Raw genomic sequence first — 18,777 nt, 5'->3', positions numbered from 1 at the left:
AAGCGGCGGTGCCCTGAGGGGTCACCGCCGCTTCTTTATGTTCGGCTACCCTCCGACTGCCTCTTCGAGCGCGGTCAGCGAGTTTTCCAGGTGAACCAGCAACCGCTGCAGATGCGGGATGCTGCGCCGGCAGCCGACCAGCCCGAAGTCGAGGTTGTCGGCATTGTTAGACAGCGTGATGTTGAGCGCCTGTCCGTCCAGCGCGATCGACAGCGGGTAATTCCCGTCGAGCCGGGCTCCTCGCCAATACAGCGGCTCACGGGAGCCGGGCACGTTGGAGATCACGATGTTGAACGGCGGCTGGGCCGCGGCCGCGAGCGCCGGCAGCAGGGTCAACGCCAGCGGTGCAACGTTGAACGCCGACAGAGCCAGCTGCTGCAGTCTGGGCAACTGCGAGAACACTTCCTTGTTGCCGCTGATCGACGCGTGGATCGTAGCCAGGCGTTGCCCGGGATCACTGAGGTCGGTGGCCAGGCTGCACAGGATGCTGCCGACCTGATTGCCGCCGGAGTGGTCGTTCTCGGAGCGCAGGTTGACCGGGACCATGGCGATAAGCGGCCGGTCCGGCAGTGCGTCGTGCTCGATGAGGTAGGCACGTAGGGCGCCGGCGCACATCGCCAGGATGACGTCGTTGACGGTGACACCGGCGGCGTCCTTGATCGCGACGATGCGTTTGATCGGCCAGGACTGCGCCGCAACCCGGCGGGCCCCACCGATGGCCACGTTGAACATCGTCTTGGGCGCCACGAACGGCAACGTCAGCTGCTGTTCCAGCAGGCCGGCACGGGCGAAGGTCAACGCCGAGGGGCCAAGGCCCGCGATCGATCCGGCCAGTCGTTTCAGCTCGCCCACCGGCGTCACGCTGTCCTTTTCCTTGGTGCGTCGACGCGGCGCAAGGCTGTACGGCGCCCGCACCTGCGTGTCTTGCGGATCCGTGGACAGCGAGCGACGCACGAGCTTCATTGCCGAGACGCCGTCGAGCAGCGAGTGATGGACCTTGGTGTAGACGGCGACCCGCCCATCGTTGAGCCCCTCGACGAGGTGGGTCTCCCACAGCGGGCGGTGCCGGTCCAGGAGGCTGCCGTGCAGCCGCGAGGTCAGCTCGAGCAGTTCGCGAACCCGTCCGGGCGAAGGAAGAGCCGACCGACGCAGGTGGTATTCGAGGTCGATGTCGCGGTCGAAGGACCAGGTGAGGTTGGCGATGCCGCCAAGCAGCTCACCGGGATGCTTGCGGAACGTGGGCTGCACGTCGTTGTCGGCGAGCATCTCGGCGTAGATGTCGGCGAGGAATTCCGGGCCGGCCCCTTCAGGCAACTCGAACAGTTGCAAGCCGCCGACGTGCATGGGGTGTTCACGCGACTCGGCCAGCAAGAACATCGAATCGGTTGGCGAAATCAGTTCCATCAGGCACCTCCGCGTTGGTTCTAGCCCGTGTGCCCATTACACCGGTTCGCCACACGGCACGGAGCCTCGCGCAGGAGTCTGCCTATCGAAGGCTAGTGGTGGCCGCCGCCCCCACCGCCGCCGCCACTGCTGTGGGTTCCGCCGCCGTTGAAGCCTGGCTCGGCGACCTCGGCCTCGGTGAGCTGGTCGCTGGTGTCGGGGATGACGGTCGGGGCGCAGTTCATCGAGAAGCTGTCCTCGGTGTCGGTGTCCTGACACTGCGCCGCCAGCTGCGGTGCGGGGGTTCCGATCCCGGCGAACACCGCGACCGCCGGGGCAGCCGCGATCACCAATCCAATTGCGGCATAAAGTAAACGACGAGTGCTGGTAGAAGCGGTCGTCATGATCACATACCCCCAAGCGGTCCTCGATGACGTCCGGCCTACAGCGCTGCGTCTCCGGATCGCCAGGGTAGGTCAGGTTCCTGGGAATCGCGCTTCGTCCTCGTGGATTCACAGCAGGACCGCAGCCAACCGGCCTGGCGATGAAGCTAGAGATCCCAGAAGTACATGCCCAGCAGGAGCCCGAAGAGAACAACCAACCACCCACTGGTGGTCGCCCTCAACCACGCTGGGGCGCGCCGGACTTCCATGAAATGCCAGATGACGATCTGCGTCTTCACCGCAGCGATGACAAGGACGACGACGGTAACCGTCGCATTCACCAGATGCGCTGCGCCGCCGTCCCGTGCGGTCAACCACGACGCGACTGTGACCGCCGTGAGCACAGCCCACACGATCGTCAGCGGATTGCGGAGATACGTCGTCAGCGGTTCACCTCATCAAATAGAGCAACGCGAACAGGACCAGCCACACGAGATCGACCATGTGCCAGTACGTAGCCCCGGTCTCCACCAACGCGATATCGGGCGTCGCGGTCGCCCGCAGGTTGCGGATGACGAAGCCGATGATCACCAGGCCAAGCAGCACATGGCACAGGTGCAGTCCCGTCATCACGAAGTAGTACATGAAGAACAGGTTGGTTCCCGGCGTTACGCCGCCGAGGATCTCGGGAACGTACTCGAACACTTTGAGGAGCGGAAACGCCGCACCGAACGCCAGGCCGACGCCGAACAATCGGATCGCATCGGCCCGCTTTCCCACGCGGGCAGCCGAAGTTCCCAGCGCGACGAACAGCGAACTGGTGATCAGCAGGACCGTGTTCACCGCGCCGATATCGAGGTTCAGACGCGCCTGGCTCTGGAGGAACAACACATGATCTTGTCCGCGGTAATACATGTACGCGACAAAATAGAAGCCGAAGATGATCAGGTCGCCGACGACGAAGAACCACATGCTCGGCGCACCGGGAATACGGCGCCCCGTGTCGGCGTCGGCTGTCATGTGGTCGCCTTCGGCCGGATGTCAGGTGTTGTCAGTGTCCTTTCCAGCCAAGAGTTTTCGAGTTCTTCGTCGGGCTGGTTCTTGATGGCTCGATAGATGCAGACGTAGACGATGACCTGCCACGGCACGTACAACACCATCGCCAACCAGAACGTCATCAGGCCATTCCAGGCGAACGGCCCCGATCTGGCGATCCACACCGGTGCCGCCATCAGCTCGGTCATATACTGCCAAATGGTGTAGTAGCCCAACCACTTTGGCAGGACATTGTTCTGATCGAGAATGATCGCCAACGCGAACGCCATCCACATGACGCAGAAACAGCCCAGCGAGCCGATGTACGCCAGATAGCCGAAGTCGTAGAGCATCACCAAGATCGATGGCCGATATCCTGGCCGGAATGCACCGAGGCCGAAACAGAACATCGGAAAGAGCATCCCGACGATCGCACCGGTCGTCGCGCCAACCATCACGGTGTAGCGGAACACCGGACTGACCGACATCCGCTTGATCTGCATGAGGTACACCGCATTCCCCACCGCGGAGAAGCCGAAGAACAGAGTCAGAACTGCACAGGCGACCAACAGATTGTGCGACTGCATGAACGCGACGATCTGCGCCTCGGGAGCGCTCGGCGACCGGGGCGGCATCATCCAGCTCAGCGGGACGAAGACCAGGCCGAAAATACTGAAGAATGCCGGGACCATCCAGAACGCAATCCACTGATCGCGCTTCTTGCTCTTCACACGAGCACCGCCCGCTCGCTGCCCTGCCGATTCACCGCGCGCAGCAGGACGAGGAACATCACCACGATGTAGGCCGCAAACACGATGAGCCGCAGCGTGAATGACACCGAACCGTTCCATGCCAGCGGTCCCGATTTGAACAGGACCGTGAAGGCGCTCGGGATCAGTAGCGCGGCGACCACGATGTTGAAGTGAGCCACCCAGCGCGGAAAGATCGGCTCTGACCGCTCGTCGAGGTAGACGCTGAGCGCGAAGCACAGATTCTGCACGATGATGGTGCCGACCGGCGCGATGAAGAAGAACCAGGCCATGTCGTTGAGCAGACTGATCAGCTGCGGGTCACGGTCGGGCCGGAAGGCGGCCACCCCCCAGCAGTAGTCGGCCAGGATGAACGCCGTCATGCCGATACCGACGCAGATGAGGTAGGCGTAGGTGAAGACGCTGCTCGAGGTGGCGACGCGGGAGATCTGCACGGCGGTGACGGCGAACAGCGGCACCAGAGTCCCGGCGATGAGATTGCACAGGATCACGACGCCGAGGATGCCGGTGGTGTTGTCGCGGAAGAACGCCGCGATCTCCTCGGGGGTCAACGTCGGTGACAACGGTGGCCAGAACACCGGGAACACCAGGTAGGCGAGCAGGAACAACGCCACCGCCGGCGGCGCCGTCCACAACAGAATGCGCTGACCTCGGGTATTCATCGACACCGTCCCGTGTGCGTGGCCTGGGTGTTCATAGGTCTAACACGGTGGCTGACAAATGACAACGAAATGTCTCCGTTCACCCAGCATTGTGGCTGATCGTCGGCGATTTCGCCGACATATGTCAGCGATATCGGCGGGCCGACTGCATAATGAACGGGTGCCAGACACCTCGACGGGCCGCGAAGCCCAGCGCCGCCGAACGCGCGCCCGCGTGCTCGATGCAGCCATCGAGGAGTTCCAGCGGGCCGGCACGAGCTCGGCCGATATCAACGCGATCGTCGAAGCGGCCGGCGTCTCGCGCAGCACCTTCTACTTCCACTTTCCGACCAAGGAACACGTTCTCCTGGAGTTGATTCGGCTCGACGAAGATCAGCTCGCCGAAGAGCTCAGTAGATTCCTCGACACCCCGCACGACTTGCCCGCAGTTCTGGACACCCTCGTGCGGCTCGTCCTCGAACTCGAAAAGCAATGGGGCGCATCGTTGTTCCGCGACGTCACCGGAATGCTCTTCTCATCGTCGCGACCCGACGAGCAGTGGCCACGGCACCCGACGTTCGTGCTGTTGACCGCCGAGATCGAACGCGCGCGACATCGCGGCGAGGTCTACCCCGACATCACTGCCCACCACAGCGCCGCCTTCTTCCTGGTCGGCCTGTACGCGCTGCTGTCGACCAACCGGGAGTTGGGCCCTGAACGCGATGAAGTACTCGGGGCGTTCGTCACGAGCACCCTGCGCAGCCTGCTACCTTCGGCGGGTTAGACCGGTCAGGCCGACTATCGCCGCTGGGCCAGTTGCCCGTTGAGCGCGTCGAACCGCTCACGTCGCAACCACAATGAGCAAATAGACGCTGACGAGGATTGGCAGGATCGGGGCAGCCCAGAATGCCGTGGCCTTCCAAGAGCGCTTACACCGGACCGCCAACAGGACCGCGACGGACGTCAGCTGTTGGATTTCGCTCATGATCTGTTCCTTGGTCCCAGCTCGCAGATGTACTGAATTGGTAGCCATAGTGGTAACTGCCGTATCCGCCACCTGGAACTTGCGGAGTTGTGGTGTCATCCGTGGGTGCTTGTTTGAAGTCGACGAATCTCACGGCGCCCTCGTCAACGCGCTTCCGAGCATCGTTGAACGTAACATCGCCGACACCCGCTGTAGCACAGGCAATTTCAGCGGAGGTCTTACAATCTGCTGCGATTAGCTCACCGAGACGAGCGCCAATATCGGTTGCGAGAGCTTCGGCTTGCGCTCGCGAGGCCGCGACGTGCGCGGGCGTGCCTGTTCGTCGGCTGGTGACCGAAAAGTACTCGCCGACAGTGAAACCGGCCTGCTCGCCCCTTCGCACGGCGTCAAGAACCCGCTGTTTGGCATACCTGATCTGGTCGGCTCCGCGACGGGCGAGGCTCGCGGCATCATGAAGTTGATCAGCCGCGCTGGGGACCTTCAGGCGGTCCGAGTAAGCCCGCCCTTGGGCGGCCTCGGCGGCCACACCCTCCCAAGGAGTACCGCCCGGGCTGGCCATCAGAGATGGCACATAGGTGAACACGTATTCCCACGTAGTGGCGGTGTCGGTCCAGTGAGCCGCCGCCTCGCTCAGATGTGCCGTGTCCCACGCACGAACCTGCGATAACGACGGGATAGGACCACTGCCGGACATCTACACCTCAGTCACCAGGGCACGGAGGTAGGCCGCCGAAAGCTTGTCGGTGGCGGTGAACTGCCGGCTCACGGTGACCAGACCGGCGGCTGTCTGGTACATACGCGCCGCCATCACTTGAGCAGCAAGGGTGATATCGGCGTTGGCGGCGCTGACCGCCACGGCTGTCGCCCACCAACCCGCCGCAACTGGCTCAACGATTGACGCCGCCCCAATCTGGACTCCCAGCGACTGGCAATCCGCGGCAAGCTGGTCCAGCGCGGCACAGTTTATGTCCAGCAAACCCATGGAGCCGACTCTAGAAGTTGGTTGTTGCCCGGCAAGTCACCAAACGATCAGACGCAAATGCCCTCCGACCAGGCAATTCAGTCGGAGGGCTATGGCGGTGGCGGAGGGATTTGAACCCTCGGACGGGGGTTACCCGTCACACGCTTTCGAGGCGTGCTCCTTAGGCCGCTCGGACACGCCACCGCCGAAGAGCTTACGTGTCGCGGCCGGACTAACCCAAATCGCGCTGACGGGCGAAGAACCCCTCCAACAGCGCGGCGCCCTCCTGCGCCAGCACTCCCCCACGTACCTCCGGCCGATGGGTCAACCGCCGATCCCGCACCACATCCCAAAGCGATCCCGCCGCACCGGTTTTGGGCTCCCACGCGCCGAACACCACCCGTGCCACCCGCGCCATCACCAGTGCACCCGCGCACATCGTGCACGGCTCGACTGTCACCGCCAGCGTCGTCCCCTCCAGCCGCCACCCGTCGCCGTACACCCGGGCCGCCGCCCGCAACGCCAGGATCTCGGCATGCGCAGTCGGGTCGCCCAACTGCTCGCGGGCATTGGCCGCACGAGCCAGCTCGGTGCCGTCCGGCCCGAACACCACCGCGCCGATCGGCACGTCCTCGGGGCCGGCTAAACCAGCAGCAGAAATCGCCGCTCGAATCAACGATTCGTCAGATGAGATCACCGATCGAGGCGGTCGAGCACGGCTGCCAGCTCGTCGGCAAAACCCATCTCCCGCGCGATCCGGCCAAGCTGTTCGTCGGCATACAGATCGGTCTCGTCGAGGATCACGCTCAGCACCGGCTCGGGCAGCCCGATGTCGGCAAGCACAGCCAGATCACCCTCCTCGAAGGGATCGGCATCTTCGAGGTCTTCGGGAGAAATGTCGGCGTCCAACGTCTCCAGCGCCTCGGCGGCAATGTCGTAATCCAGCGCCGCGGTCGCATCCGACAGCAGCAGTCGAGTGCCTGACGGGGCGGGCCGGACGATCAGAAAGAACTCGTCGTCGATGTCCAACAACCCGAACACCGCGCCGGCGCTGCGCAATTCTCGCAACTCCGTCTCTGCGGCACTCAGGCTGGTCAGCACTGTCGCATTCATGGCCGAGCAACGCCACTTGCCGTCCTCGCGCACTACGGCAACCGCGAAGCCATCCGGGGTGTCCGACCCCGGGCTGTTCTGCGCTCGCTGTGCCGCCATGGGCGCATACGCTAGTCGCTGATCAGGCGTTTTGACCAGGTACCCCCCAGTCGTGGCGCGTTGATGTGTCAACCTGGACAGGTGACCAAGACACCCGTGTGCGTCCTCGGCCTCGGTCTGATCGGCGGGTCGCTCCTGCGCGCGGCGGTGGCAGCCGGCCGTGAGGCGTTCGGCTACAACCGATCCGTCGACGGCGCCCAGGGCGCCCGCTTCGACGGCTTCGCCGCCACCACCGACCTGACTGAAGCCCTGCAATGGGCCGCCGATCGCAACGCGCTGATCGTGCTGGCCGTCCCGATGCCGGCGGTGTCCTTACTGCTCGGCCATGTCAAGGACGTCGCCGCCGATTGTCCACTGACGGACGTCATCAGCGTGAAAGGCGCCGTTCTCGACGAGGTGCGCAGGGCCGGGCTACTGGATCGCTACGTCGGCGGCCACCCGATGGCGGGCACCGCGCACTCGGGCTGGACCGCGGGCGATGCGCGGCTGTTCACCGGCGCGCCCTGGGTCCTCGGCGTCGACGAGCACGTCGATGCGCACGTGTGGGCTCAGGTGATGGACCTGGCTCTGGACTGCCATGCCGTCGTGGTCCCGGCCAAGTCCGACGAGCACGACGCGGCCGCGGCGAGCATTTCGCACCTGCCGCATCTGCTTGCCGAAGCACTGGCCGTCACGGCCGGCGAAGTGCCGTTGGCCTTTGCCCTGGCTGCTGGCTCGTTCCGCGACGGCACGAGGGTCGCGGCCACCGCCCCCGACCTCGTGCGGGCGATGTGCGAAGCCAACACGGCGCAACTGCTGCCTGCCCTGGACCGCGCGCTGGAGCTGCTCAATCAGGCCCGTGACTCGTTGGCTCAGAAGAGTTCGGTCGCCGAGCTGGTCGAAGCCGGCCACGCCGCCCGCATCCGCTACGACAGCTTCTCGCGCCCGCAGATCGTGACGATCGCCATCGGCGAGGAGAACTGGCGTGAAGAACTGGCCGCCGCCGGTCGCGCCGGCGGGGTGATCAGATCCGCGCTGCCAGTCCTGGGTAGTCGAGGATGAACCCGTCGTTGTCGACGGTGATCGTGGTCTGGGCGACCGGCGAGTGCAGCTTGATGCCTTCCCCGCTATCCGGGCCGAGGCTGGTGTAGCTGATCGACGCCTGCTTGACGGTCAGGTCGGGCAAACTCACGTACACCACCGGCAAATTCACCGAATCGGTTCGGCGGTACAGGCCGGTGCGCCGGATAGGCAGCGCGTTGAAGAACGGGCTGAAGACGACGTCGACGTCAAGGGCGCCTTCGTAGGAGGCCCGCGTCTGGCCCTGGTGGTCGGTGATCAGCCACATGTTCTCTTCGTCGCGGGCGATCGACAATTGCCGATCCCGCTCGGCAAGGGTCACGCTCAGCGACAGCCGCTTGGTGGCGCCGGATTCATCGGTCACCAGGTCGTAGGACGCGCTGAAGGCGGGATTCGTCGCGGCGGCCGCGGCCACGATGCGGCCATAGGCTTTGATCCGGTTACCCGATAGCTGGACCCGAGCCGATTCCATCCGCGAATCGTCGTGCGCACGCCAGGTCAGGATGGCCGGCCAGGCGCTTTCTGTCGCGTCGTTGGCTGCACTCACCCGTCTACCGTATGCGACGGGCCACCCCGTTCGTAACCAGGTTGCGAACTGCGACCCTTCCGTGACGCGGGTGCTTGCGCATCGAAACTCACCTCGTCGTCGAGCAGGGGTTGCGGCATCCGCCGGAATCGCCCGGTTCCGGGTACCGAGGACCACACCGCCAGCGCCAGCAGCCCGTCGAGCACCAGGGCCAACACCGTCACCAACAACGCTCCCACCAAAGCCAGATAAAACTGGCGGACCTTGATGCCGTCGATCAGATAGCGGCCGAGCCCGCCGAGGCTGGCGTACGCGGCCACCGTCGCGGTCGCGACCACCTGCAGCGTCGCGGTCCGCAACCCCCCCAGGATCAGCGGCAGCGCATTGGGCACTTCGACGCGCAGCAAAACCCGCGTCTCGGTCATCCCCATCGACCGGGCGGCATCGACCACCGTCGGATCGACGTTGGCGATCCCCGCATAGGTTCCTGCCAGCAGCGGCGGGATGCCTAGCAGCATGAGCGCGACGGTCGGTGGCAACAGTCCTAACCCCCACAGCAGCACGCCGAGCAGCAGCACACCGAGGGTGGGCAGTGCCCGCAGTGCGTTGACCCCGGTGACGACGAGAAAGGTGCCGCGCCCGGTATGCCCGATCGCCATCCCGATCGGGATGGCGATCAACGCGGAGAAGACGACGGCCACCGCGGTGTACTGCAGGTGCTCGAGGATGCGGACCCCCAGACCGGCCCTCCCCTCCCAGTTGGCGGCGGTGAAGATGTAGGCGAGCGCCTGGTGCAAGAAGTTCATGACGACGCCTTGACCCGGGCCCACGGCGTGATGAGCCGGCCCGCCAACAGGATCAGCACGTCGATGACGATCGCCAGCAGGAAGATCGCGATGATGCCGGCGACGATCTGGTCGCTCTTGTCGGCCTGATAACCCTCGGTGAACCAGGTTCCCAGCCCGCCAATCCCGATGACCGAACCCACCGACACCATCGAGATATTGGTCACCGCGACCACGCGCAGACCCGCGATGAGAACCGGAATCGACAGTGGCAGATCGACTTTGAGCATCCGCGTCAGCCTGGTATAGCCGACCGCGGTGGCAGCGTCACGCACCTGGGCGGGTACCGCATCGAGCGCCTCGGGCACCGCCCGCACCAGTAGCGCGGTGGTGTAGAGCGTGAGCGCGACGATGACGTTGGTTTCGTCGAGGATCCGGGTCGGGATGATCAGCGGCAGCACCACGAACAGCGCCAGCGACGGGATGGTGAAGATGATGCTCGCCGTCACGGTGGTCAGCCGCCGCAGGGCAGTGGTCCGCCACACGTAGGCGCCCAGCGGCACCGCGATCACCAGACCCAGCACCACCGGAACCAGCGAGAGCCGAAGGTGGATGACGGTCAGCGCCCAGGCCTTGTCGAGATGGGTCAGCAGATAGTTCATGCTCAGCCACCACCCGAGTCGCTACGCTCCTGCCCCGCCGGGTCCCGCTGCCTGTCCAGCGCCTCAACTACATCGTCGGCTCTTACCCCGCCGATCACGTGGCCGTGGTCGTCAACGGCCACGCCGAGGCCGGACGGCGACGACAGCGCCGCATCCAGTGCCAGCCGCAGAGTGCCACCCGGTTCGAACAGCGAACCGCCCGCGATGGTGCTGTCATACAACGAACTTCCGCCCCGATGCAGCTCGACCCCCTCGGCATTGAGCCACCCGTACGGCCAGCCGTCGTCCTTGGTCACCAACCGCCAGTCGCCGGGCGTCAGCGAAAGCGCGTCGATCTCGGCCTCTTTCACGGTCTGAATATCGTGTAGCGGCAACCCGGTTGCCTGCCGGAACTGCAGGCCGCGGTAGCCACGGTCGGCGCCGATGAAGCCTGAGACGAATTCGTTGGCGGGATTGGACAGCAACCGCGCCGGCGCGTCGTACTGTTGCAGGGTGCCGCCGGGCCCGAACACCGCGACCCGGTCGCCGAGTTTTATCGCCTCGTCGATGTCGTGGGTGACGAAGACGATGGTCTTCTGCAATTCGCCTTGCAGACGCAGGATTTCGGCCTGCAGCTCGTCGCGTACCACCGGGTCGACCGCCGAGAACGGTTCGTCCATCAACAGGACCGGCGGGTCGGCGGCCAATGCCCTGGCCACACCGACACGTTGCTGCTGACCGCCGGACAATTGTGCCGGATAGCGGTCCCCCAGTTTGGGATCCAGGCCCACCCGCTCCAGAACCTCGTAGGCGGCCTTGCGGGCGGTGCGCCGTGACTCGCCCTTGAGCACCGGCACCGTCGCGACGTTGTCGATCACCCGCTGGTGCGGCATGAGCCCACCACTCTGGATGACATAGCCGATCCCGAGCCGCAGATTGTTCGGGTTCACCGTGGCGATGTCGCGGCCGTCGACGGTGATCGTCCCCGAGCTGGGCTCGATCATCCGGTTGATCATCCGCATCGAGGTGGTCTTCCCGCAGCCCGACGGGCCCACGAAGACCGTGAGGGTGCCGGTCGGAACCTCCATGCTCAGGCTATCGACGGCAACAGTGCCATCCGGGTACGTCTTGGTGACCGTATCGAAGGTGATCATCTATTTCCCGATCGGCTTGTCGAAACCGTTGTCGTGGATCCACTTTCGTGCGGCCTCGTCGGGGTCGACCCCGGAGTTCCCGGACACGGCGGTGTTCAGTTCGATGAGGCCCTCCGTGCTCAGCTTGGCCGACACCGCATCCAGCACCTTTTTGAGCTCATCGGATTTCTTCTGCGAACTGACCAGCGGCACCACGTTGGCGGCCAGGAAGTTGTTCTTCGGATCCTCCAGCACCACCAGCTTGTTCTGCGGGATCGCCGGTGAGGTACTGAAAATATCGGCGGCAGTGACGGTGCCGTCCACCAGCGCGCGCACCGTGGCCGGGCCGCCTCCATCACTGATCGCGACGAAATTGTCCGGCTTGATGTCCAAGCCATACTTGGCTTTTAGCCCCGGCAGTCCCTCGGTGCGGTTCAGGAACTCCGAGGGGGCACCGAACTTCACCTCCGGGGAATGCGCCGCCAAATCACCAATGGTCTTGAGATTCCACTTCTGTGCCGTAGATTCGGAAACCGCAACGGTGTCGGTGTCATTGGCCGGTGACGGAGTGAGGATCGACAGATCCCCCGGCAGCGCCCGGAACAACGCCAGCTCCACCTCGTCGGGTGTGGTCACCGTCGTCTTGGGATCGAAGTACTGCAAGAGATTTCCGGTGTACTCGGGCACCAGGTCGATCGAATGATCGCGCACCGCCGGAATGTAGGTCTCGCGGCTGCCGATGCCGAATTGCCGTCCGACCGTGAAACCGTTTGCTTCCAATGCCTGGGCGTAGATCTCGGCGATGATCTTCGATTCCGGGAAGTCCGCGGAGCCGACGACGAGGGTTTTCAGATCACCCGACGCCGATCCGCCGCCAAGCGGATTGGCGCTGCCGCAGGCCGCTGCCACCGGCAGGACGAGCATGAACAGAGTTGCTGCCAACCACAGTCGCTTTCCGCCCCGCGACGCGTTCATGAGCGTCCTTTCACCCCTGACGTGTTTCACCGACAGTAGCGGCAGTGACCACCAGCCGCCCAGGTTTAAACCCCGGTTGTTTCCTTATCGCTCAGAACGGGCAAAGATAGTGTGATGAGCAGTGAAGTTCCGGGCCCGCCCTACGATCCGACGCTGCCGGTTACCCCGGCGCCGCCGCCCTCGGAGCCGCCCGCACCCAGCCCGGCGGCGTCGGTCAACGAGGTCAAATTCACCCGTGCCGCGGCACTATGGTCCTCGCTGATCGTCGGATTCTTGATCCTGACGATTCTGCTGATCTTCATCGCCCAAAACACCGAATCGACGTCATTCGCGTTCCTGGGCTGGCGCTGGTCGCTGCCGGCCGGGGTGGCGATCCTCATGGCCGCGGTGTGCGGCGGCCTGGTGACCGTGCTGGCGGGGGCGGCGCGGATCTTCCAACTTCGCCGCGCGGCGAAGAAGAATCTCAAAGCCGCCAGGAGCAACTAGCTCAGCGTCTCCAGGCCGCGACTGATCAGGACGGCAACCGCCTCCCCGGCGCGGTCGTCGTTGTCGGACCGCTCGGACGCCATTCGCCGGCGGAAGTCGATGCCCGCCGCGATGATCGCCAGCTTGAAATACCCCAGCGCCATCTGAAAATCCCAGTGCGCCAGAGGATGTCCGGACGCCACCGCATAGCGGTGCGCAAGCTCCTCAGCCGACGGCATCTGCGGTGCGGTCCAGGCCGTCTCCTCGTTGAGAATCAGATTCAGTGCCGGATCGCGGTGCACGCACATCAGCGCCGCATCCGAGAGCGGGTCACCGAGGGTGGACATCTCCCAATCCAGCACGGCGCGAACAACAGTCGGGTCATCGGCGTCGAGAATAGTGTTGTCGATGCGGTAGTCGCCGTGCACGATCGAGGTGCGGCTCTGCTCGGGAACCGCGTCGGCCAGCTTGGCGTGCAGCCGCTCGACATCGCCGTTGCGCGGGTCGTCGGGCAGCCGGACATGCTGCCACTGCGAACCCCATCGCCGCACTTGCCGTTCCAGATAGCCGCTCGGCTTGCCGAAGTCACTTAAGCCCACGGCAGCGGGGTCGACCTCGTGCAGATCGACGAGAACCCGGATCAGACTGTCGACCGACGCGCTGACCACGTCGGGACCACCGAGGGCGTCCAGGTCGGTCCGGCTGCGAACCACGTTGCCCGCCACGTACTCGACCATCTGGAATGGCGCACCCAGCACGGAGTCGTCATCGCGCATCGTCACCGCCGGTGCCACCGGCACCGGGCTGTCGGCCAGCGCAGCCACCACGCGATATTCGCGGCCCATGTCGTGAGCAGACGGCGTGAGCCCGTGCAGTGGCGGGCGCCGCAGCACCCAGGTGGAGGCGTCGTCGAAGACCAGGAAAGTCAGGTTGGAACGACCGCCGGAGATGAACTTGCCCCGCAGCTCCCCGGTGCGCGGGATCCCCACTGCCCGCAGATGCCGGTCCAGTGCTGCCAGGTCGAGCCCGTCTAGTGAAGTCACCAGCTATGTATAGCTAATAGCGTTGATTGCGCGGTAGGAGGTCCCAGACGTGCTCGGTGGTGTTCACCGCCGCCACGGTGCCGAACCCGTTGCGGGCATAGAGCAGGCGGGTGATCGACACGTAGTCGATCGGGAATGACAGCAGTCGTTGGGTGCCCAGCAGCTCGTGCAGAATCACGTTGATCACCCCGCCGTGGCTGAACACGGCCACCGTGTCCTCGTGTCCGGCGGCGGCGACGATGTCCGATAGCGCCGCGCCTACCCGGCCGCGGAACTCGTGCTCGTCGACGCTGCTGGGTAGCTTGCCCTCCGCCATCCGGGCCCACTCTTCGGGCCGTTCGGTGCGCACCTGTTCGATCGGCACGTAGTGGGACATGCCGCGGTCGTACTCGGCGAGCCGGTCGTCGACGTCGAGGGTCAGCTCGCGGGCCTGCGCCACGGGTTCAGCGGTCTGGATCGCGCGCCGTTGCGGGCTGCTGACCAGCCGGGTGATCGGGAATCGGGCCAGCGCTTCTGGCAGGCGCGCAGCCTGCTGCCAGCCTTGCCCGGACAGTTCGGGATCGGCTCCTTCGCCGGCCTCGGTCCGGTGCGGCAACGCATGCCTGACAAGCAGCAACTGCATGAGTGAGATAGTCCTTTCGGTGCTGACGCCCGTGCAACGATAAGGCCCATGCGCGCCTTCGTCTGTCCGGTGTGCCGCGACTTCGTTCCCTTCGAGGGCAGCGCGTGTCAGTCGTGCGGCACCCCGGTGGGCCTGCATCTGCCGAGCAGGTCGATGGTGGCGCTGAGCGATGGGGCGGCGATGGTCGACGGCGTCAGGTGGACGCGCTGCACCCAGTCCACACCGCTGGCCTGCAACTGGCTGGCATCGGAGTCGGCGGGAGTCACGGCCCGGGGCCGGTGCCTGGCCCATGCGCTGATCCGGCGCGAACCCGACCCCGACGACACGATCGCCCGCGAGAAGCTGCTGCCGGCCACCCAGGCGTTGCGCCGGCTGGTCTACCAGCTCGACGAACTCGGCCTACCGGTCGAGCCGTACTGGCAGCGCGACGGTGGCCTGGCCTTCGACCTGTTGTCCAGTTACAGCACCAGCGAGCGAATCATGATCGGGCACGCGGGTGGGGTGATCACCATCGATCTGGTGGAATCCCTTGACGCATACCGGGAATCACTGCGGGTACAGCTGGGCGAGCCATACCGCACCATGCTGGGCCACTTCCGTCACGAAGCCGGCCACTACTACCAGAACGTCCTCGTCGAGACTGGCGTGGGCGCGCAGCGTTACCTGGCGCGCTGTCGCGAACTGTTCGGCGACGAGCGAGCCAGCTACGCCGACGCCCTGACCCGGCATTACGAATTCGGCGCACCGGCCGACTGGCGGTCATCATTCATCTCGGAGTACGCCACCATGCATCCGTGGGAGGACTTCGCCGAGTGCTTCGCGCACTACCTGCACATCACCGACACCATCGACACCAGCCGGGAAGCGGGCATGGTGTTACATGCCGACCGGGTGCGCTTCGCCGCGCCGCGCGATGTCGTCCCGCTGGAGTCCTACGCCGAGGCGCCGATCCAGCGGCTGCTCGACGACTGGAAGTGGATCTCACTGTTCTTCAACCGAGTCAACACCGCGATGGGCAAGGGCCCGCTGTACCCGTTCGAGATCAGCCAGCCGGTGGCCGACAAGTTGGGGTTCGTGCACGCCGTGCTGCGGGGGTTAGCGGCCGCCTAGCTCGGCCAGGATCTCCTCGGTGTGCTCACCGAGCTTCGGGGCGGCCGACCGCGGCGCCCATGGCGTGCCATGGAAATCGGCCGGTGTGGCGATCATCGGCAGCGACCCGCCATCGTCGGGAACGTCGACCAGACCGCCTGCAGCGTGGAACTGCTCGTCACCGAGGACGTCTTCCATCGAGTTCACCGGAGACCAGAACAGCTCGGGTTCATCGTCGAATGCTTGCGCCCACTGCGCCAGCGGCTTGGTCGCGAAGATCTCGTCGAGTGCCGCGATGAGCTCACGGGAGTTGATCGCCCGGTCGCGGGCGGTGGCAAATCGGTTGTCACTCAACCATTCCGGATGGCCCACCGCCCGGCACAGCGATGGCCAGTGCCGGTCGGCCTCCAACCCGACAATCCAGAACCGGCGCCCGTCGGCCGCCAGATAGTTGTTCATGCACGGGTTGAACATGGTCTCGCGCTGGCCGATCGCAATGGGCCGCCCGCTCAGCAAGAACGTGTTGAGGTCGAAGCTCACGGTGTAAGTGCCCTGACGGTACAGCGAGGTGGTGACCAGCTGCCCCTCGCCAGTGCGGCCGCGCGCAACGAGCGCGGCGTTGATGGCGGCAGCCAGTGTCATGCCGGTCATATGGTCACCCATACCGCCGCGTTGGAAGGGCGGGCTGTCGCCTGGACGGGTGAGCAGGTCGGCCACCCCGGACCGGGCCCAGAACGCCGCGACGTCGTAGGCCGGGCGGTTGACTTCCGGACCCGTCTCGCCGTATCCGGTGATCAGGCCGTACACCAGGCCGGGGTTGAGCGCGGCCACCTTCGGATAATCCAGGTCGAGCCGAGCCAGCGCATCGGGGCGCACGTTGGTGACGAAAACGTCCGCACCCTCGAGTAATTGGCGCGCTGTTGCCAGGCCGCCGTCGGTGGTCAGGTCAACCACGATGCTGCGCTTGGACCGGTTGTCCATCTCGAACGGCGGGTTGCTGCCGTCGTCGAGACCGAGCATCCGGCCGAACTGCCGGGCCGGGTCACCGGTAGGCGGTTCGATCTTCACGACGTCGGCGCCCCAGTCCGCCAGGATTCCCCCGGCGGCCGGTCCGGCGACCCACACCCCAAGCTCGACAACTCTGATGCCATCCAGCGGACCGGTCATCGTCGCCCCTTTCGCTCACTGCGCTCGCCAACGCTAGCGGCTCGACGTCACGAGAATGCTATTCTCCACGACGAGAGTGAGGATTTCCATGACAAGAACGGAAAACCCCGTCGACCTGGACACCGCGACACTCGGCCGGTGGCTCGACACCCAAGAGACCCCCGGTGCCGGCGAGGAGCCCGCCGCCGAGGTTCTCAAGGGCGGCTCGCAGAACATGCTCTATCGGATCACCCGCGGCGGTCAGGACATGGTGCTGCGGATGCCCGGCCCCCGCGCCGACGACCGGCGGCTGGGCGAGCTGCTCCGCGAGATTCGGCTGGAACGCGCCCTGGCGGGCACCGACGTGCCGCATGCCGAGCTGATCGCCGCCGACGAGAGCGGTGCGGTGCTGGGTAAACCCTTCTACCTGATGAAGGAGGTCGACGGTTGGAGCCCAATGGACGGCGGCTGGGAGACGCCATTCGACACCGATCTCGGCGCTCGCCGGGACCTCGCGTTCCAGCTCGTCGAAGGCGCAGCCAAACTCGGCCGACTCGATTGGAAGGCCCAGGGGCTCGAGGGGTTCGGTAGGCCCGACAACTTCCACGAACGTCAGGTGGACCGCTGGCTGTCCTTCCTATCCGCGTTTCAGGTGCGCGAACTGCCCGGCCTGGACGTCGCATCGGAGTGGTTGGGCAATAACCGGCCCGCGCACTTCACGCCCGGCATCATGCACGGCGACTACCAGTTCGCCAATGTCATGTACGCCCACGGGGCACCGGGGCGGCTGGCCGCGATCGTGGACTGGGAGATGACCACCATCGGCGACCCGCTGCTCGACGTCGCGTGGGCGCTGCTGGGCTATGACGGCGAGCAGCCGAAGGACGGTGGCTTCTACCTGCCGATGGCGGGCATGCCGACGCGTAGTGAGCTGCTGGCGCACTACGAGGCGATCAGCGGCCTGTCGACGGAAAACATCCACTACTACCTCGTGCTGGCGAACTGGAAGCTGGGCATCGTGCTGGAGAAGACATATGCTGCCGCGGTCACCAGCGGCAAGGGCGACCCGACAATGACCGAGGCATTCGGCGCCATGGTGCCCGGTCTGATCGCCACCGCCGCCGAATTGGTGCAGTCTGGGGAGGCGGCCTAAATGGGCTATGCAGATGAACTTTTCGACCTGACCGGCCGGGTGGTACTGATCACGGGCGGCAGCCGCGGGCTGGGCCGCGAGATGGCGCTGGCCGCCGCGCGCTGCGGCGCCGACGTGGTCATCGCCAGCCGCAAGTACGACTCGTGCGTAGCGACAGCCAAGGAGATCGAGGGCGAAACCGGCCGCACTGCAATGCCATACGGTGTGCACGTCGGCCGCTGGGACGAGCTGGATGGGCTGGTGTCGGCGGTTTACGACCGGTTCGGCAAGCTTGACGTGCTAGTGAACAACGCCGGTATGTCACCGACCTACGACAAGTTGACCAACGTCAGCGAAAAACTGTTCGATGCCGTGGTCAACCTCAATCTCAAAGGGCCGTTCCGGCTTTCGGCACTAGTGGGCGAACGCATGGTCGCCGACGGCGGCGGGGTCATCATCAACGTCAGCACCCACGGATCGTTGCGGCCGCATCCGTCGTTCATTCCGTACGCCGCATCCAAAGCCGGCCTGAACGCGATGACCGAAGGTCTGGCCGCGGCCTTCGGGCCGACCGTGCGCGTCAACACCCTGATGCCGGGGCCCTTTTTAACTGACATCAGCAAGGCGTGGGACTTCGGCACTGAGAATCCGTTCGGCCGGCACGCCCTGCAGCGGGCTGGCGAGCCCGCTGAAATCATCGGCGCCGCATTGTTCTTGATGTCGGACGCATCCAGCTTCACCACCGGGTCGATCCTTCGGGCCGACGGCGGCATCCCCTAAGGAGTCACGCA

The 18,777-nt window shown here is 65.2% G+C and carries 24 protein-coding genes and 1 tRNA gene; 6 read left to right on the top strand and 19 right to left on the bottom strand.

All coding sequences use genetic code 11. The annotated features are described in order from the left end of the window. Window positions 1-45: 45 nt before the first annotated feature. From G6N38_RS12665 to G6N38_RS12640, 6 genes are all read right to left on the bottom strand, one after another. On the bottom strand, window positions 46-1,404 hold the full coding sequence (locus G6N38_RS12665) for a WS/DGAT/MGAT family O-acyltransferase (RefSeq protein WP_163747837.1): 1,359 nt from the start codon (window positions 1,402-1,404) through the stop codon (window positions 46-48). 92 nt (window positions 1,405-1,496) lie between these two features. After that, window positions 1,497-1,787, bottom strand: a complete 291-nt coding sequence (locus G6N38_RS12660; RefSeq protein ID WP_163747836.1) for a hypothetical protein — start codon at window positions 1,785-1,787, stop codon at window positions 1,497-1,499. A gap of 146 nt (window positions 1,788-1,933) precedes the next feature. Beyond that, window positions 1,934-2,212 (bottom strand): cytochrome C oxidase subunit IV family protein, encoded by a 279-nt coding sequence (locus G6N38_RS12655; RefSeq protein ID WP_163751973.1) that lies wholly within the window; start codon window positions 2,210-2,212, stop codon window positions 1,934-1,936. Between the two features lie 4 nt (window positions 2,213-2,216). After that, window positions 2,217-2,786, bottom strand: a complete 570-nt coding sequence (locus G6N38_RS12650; protein ID WP_163747835.1) for a cytochrome c oxidase subunit 3 — start codon at window positions 2,784-2,786, stop codon at window positions 2,217-2,219. Next, a complete protein-coding gene (locus G6N38_RS12645; RefSeq protein ID WP_163751972.1) occupies window positions 2,783-3,493 on the bottom strand; it encodes a hypothetical protein in 711 nt (236 codons plus the stop codon). The genes G6N38_RS12650 and G6N38_RS12645 overlap by 4 nt, the downstream gene beginning before the upstream one ends. A gap of 35 nt (window positions 3,494-3,528) precedes the next feature. Further along, on the bottom strand, window positions 3,529-4,233 hold the full coding sequence (locus tag G6N38_RS12640) for a hypothetical protein (RefSeq protein WP_163747834.1): 705 nt from the start codon (window positions 4,231-4,233) through the stop codon (window positions 3,529-3,531). A 160-nt stretch (window positions 4,234-4,393) separates the two neighbouring features. Between G6N38_RS12640 and G6N38_RS12635 the strand changes: the two genes are divergently transcribed. Beyond that, window positions 4,394-4,996 carry a TetR/AcrR family transcriptional regulator gene (locus G6N38_RS12635; RefSeq protein ID WP_246227889.1) on the top strand — a complete coding sequence of 201 codons (603 nt, stop codon included), beginning with the start codon at window positions 4,394-4,396 and terminating at the stop codon, window positions 4,994-4,996. A gap of 57 nt (window positions 4,997-5,053) precedes the next feature. Here the strand turns inward: G6N38_RS12635 and G6N38_RS12630 are convergent, their stop codons facing one another. From G6N38_RS12630 to G6N38_RS12610, 5 genes are all read right to left on the bottom strand, one after another. After that, a complete protein-coding gene (locus G6N38_RS12630) occupies window positions 5,054-5,197 on the bottom strand; it encodes a hypothetical protein (protein WP_163747832.1) in 144 nt (47 codons plus the stop codon). A gap of 694 nt (window positions 5,198-5,891) precedes the next feature. Beyond that, on the bottom strand, window positions 5,892-6,179 hold the full coding sequence (locus G6N38_RS12625; RefSeq protein ID WP_163747831.1) for a hypothetical protein: 288 nt from the start codon (window positions 6,177-6,179) through the stop codon (window positions 5,892-5,894). Window positions 6,180-6,271: 92 nt separating this feature from the next. Next, window positions 6,272-6,362, bottom strand: a tRNA-Ser gene (locus G6N38_RS12620). 28 nt (window positions 6,363-6,390) lie between these two features. Next, window positions 6,391-6,852, bottom strand: coding sequence for a nucleoside deaminase (locus G6N38_RS12615; protein ID WP_163751971.1), 462 nt, complete (start codon window positions 6,850-6,852; stop codon window positions 6,391-6,393). Beyond that, the gene (locus tag G6N38_RS12610; protein WP_163747830.1) at window positions 6,852-7,370 is read right to left on the bottom strand and encodes a tRNA adenosine deaminase-associated protein; all 519 of its coding nucleotides are present in this window, start codon (window positions 7,368-7,370) and stop codon (window positions 6,852-6,854) included. The genes G6N38_RS12615 and G6N38_RS12610 overlap by 1 nt, the downstream gene beginning before the upstream one ends. A gap of 96 nt (window positions 7,371-7,466) precedes the next feature. On the opposite strand from G6N38_RS12610, the gene G6N38_RS12605 reads away from it, so the two are divergent. Then, window positions 7,467-8,411, top strand: a complete 945-nt coding sequence (locus G6N38_RS12605) for a prephenate dehydrogenase (protein ID WP_246228009.1) — start codon at window positions 7,467-7,469, stop codon at window positions 8,409-8,411. Here G6N38_RS12605 and G6N38_RS12600 read toward each other — a convergent pair. Genes G6N38_RS12600 through G6N38_RS12580 form a run of 5 tightly spaced genes read right to left on the bottom strand, consistent with a single transcriptional unit; the run spans window position 8,374 to window position 12,438 of the window. Then, a complete protein-coding gene (locus tag G6N38_RS12600; protein WP_163747828.1) occupies window positions 8,374-8,976 on the bottom strand; it encodes a putative glycolipid-binding domain-containing protein in 603 nt (200 codons plus the stop codon). The genes G6N38_RS12605 and G6N38_RS12600 overlap by 38 nt on opposite strands. Continuing rightward, the gene (locus tag G6N38_RS12595) at window positions 8,973-9,761 is read right to left on the bottom strand and encodes an ABC transporter permease (RefSeq protein ID WP_163747827.1); all 789 of its coding nucleotides are present in this window, start codon (window positions 9,759-9,761) and stop codon (window positions 8,973-8,975) included. Before G6N38_RS12595 ends, G6N38_RS12600 begins: the two co-directional genes overlap by 4 nt. Next, window positions 9,758-10,402: an ABC transporter permease gene (locus tag G6N38_RS12590; protein ID WP_163747826.1), complete on the bottom strand. Its 645-nt coding sequence runs from the start codon at window positions 10,400-10,402 to the stop codon at window positions 9,758-9,760. Before G6N38_RS12590 ends, G6N38_RS12595 begins: the two co-directional genes overlap by 4 nt. A gap of 2 nt (window positions 10,403-10,404) precedes the next feature. Beyond that, window positions 10,405-11,535: an ABC transporter ATP-binding protein gene (locus G6N38_RS12585; RefSeq protein WP_163747825.1), complete on the bottom strand. Its 1,131-nt coding sequence runs from the start codon at window positions 11,533-11,535 to the stop codon at window positions 10,405-10,407. Continuing rightward, window positions 11,536-12,438, bottom strand: a complete 903-nt coding sequence (locus G6N38_RS12580) for an ABC transporter substrate-binding protein (protein ID WP_407662986.1) — start codon at window positions 12,436-12,438, stop codon at window positions 11,536-11,538. Window positions 12,439-12,603: 165 nt separating this feature from the next. On the opposite strand from G6N38_RS12580, the gene G6N38_RS12575 reads away from it, so the two are divergent. Continuing rightward, window positions 12,604-12,975, top strand: a complete 372-nt coding sequence (locus G6N38_RS12575) for a LapA family protein (RefSeq protein ID WP_163747823.1) — start codon at window positions 12,604-12,606, stop codon at window positions 12,973-12,975. On the opposite strand, the gene G6N38_RS12570 is transcribed toward G6N38_RS12575, so the two are convergent. Further along, window positions 12,972-13,997: a phosphotransferase family protein gene (locus G6N38_RS12570; RefSeq protein ID WP_163747822.1), complete on the bottom strand. Its 1,026-nt coding sequence runs from the start codon at window positions 13,995-13,997 to the stop codon at window positions 12,972-12,974. The genes G6N38_RS12575 and G6N38_RS12570 overlap by 4 nt on opposite strands. A 13-nt stretch (window positions 13,998-14,010) precedes the next feature. After that, window positions 14,011-14,619 (bottom strand): histidine phosphatase family protein, encoded by a 609-nt coding sequence (locus tag G6N38_RS12565; RefSeq protein WP_163747821.1) that lies wholly within the window; start codon window positions 14,617-14,619, stop codon window positions 14,011-14,013. Between the two features lie 48 nt (window positions 14,620-14,667). Between G6N38_RS12565 and G6N38_RS12560 the strand changes: the two genes are divergently transcribed. Beyond that, entirely contained in the window at window positions 14,668-15,729 is a 1,062-nt protein-coding gene (locus G6N38_RS12560) for a zinc-binding metallopeptidase family protein (RefSeq protein ID WP_163747820.1), read from the top strand. Here the strand turns inward: G6N38_RS12560 and G6N38_RS12555 are convergent. Continuing rightward, the gene (locus G6N38_RS12555) at window positions 15,715-16,875 is read right to left on the bottom strand and encodes a CaiB/BaiF CoA transferase family protein (protein ID WP_163747819.1); all 1,161 of its coding nucleotides are present in this window, start codon (window positions 16,873-16,875) and stop codon (window positions 15,715-15,717) included. The two genes, G6N38_RS12560 and G6N38_RS12555, sit on opposite strands and share 15 nt — an antisense overlap. An 88-nt stretch (window positions 16,876-16,963) precedes the next feature. Between G6N38_RS12555 and G6N38_RS12550 the strand changes: the two genes are divergently transcribed. Then, window positions 16,964-18,007: a phosphotransferase family protein gene (locus G6N38_RS12550; protein ID WP_163747818.1), complete on the top strand. Its 1,044-nt coding sequence runs from the start codon at window positions 16,964-16,966 to the stop codon at window positions 18,005-18,007. Further along, window positions 18,008-18,766: an SDR family NAD(P)-dependent oxidoreductase gene (locus tag G6N38_RS12545; RefSeq protein ID WP_163747817.1), complete on the top strand. Its 759-nt coding sequence runs from the start codon at window positions 18,008-18,010 to the stop codon at window positions 18,764-18,766. The last annotated feature ends 11 nt before the right edge of the window (window positions 18,767-18,777 follow it).

It is taken from the genome of Mycolicibacterium helvum, from assembly GCF_010731895.1.
Lineage (GTDB): Bacteria > Actinomycetota > Actinomycetes > Mycobacteriales > Mycobacteriaceae > Mycobacterium > Mycobacterium helvum.
The sequence above is the reverse complement of the archived record's forward strand: the minus strand, read 5'-3'. Positions and strand labels throughout refer to the sequence as shown.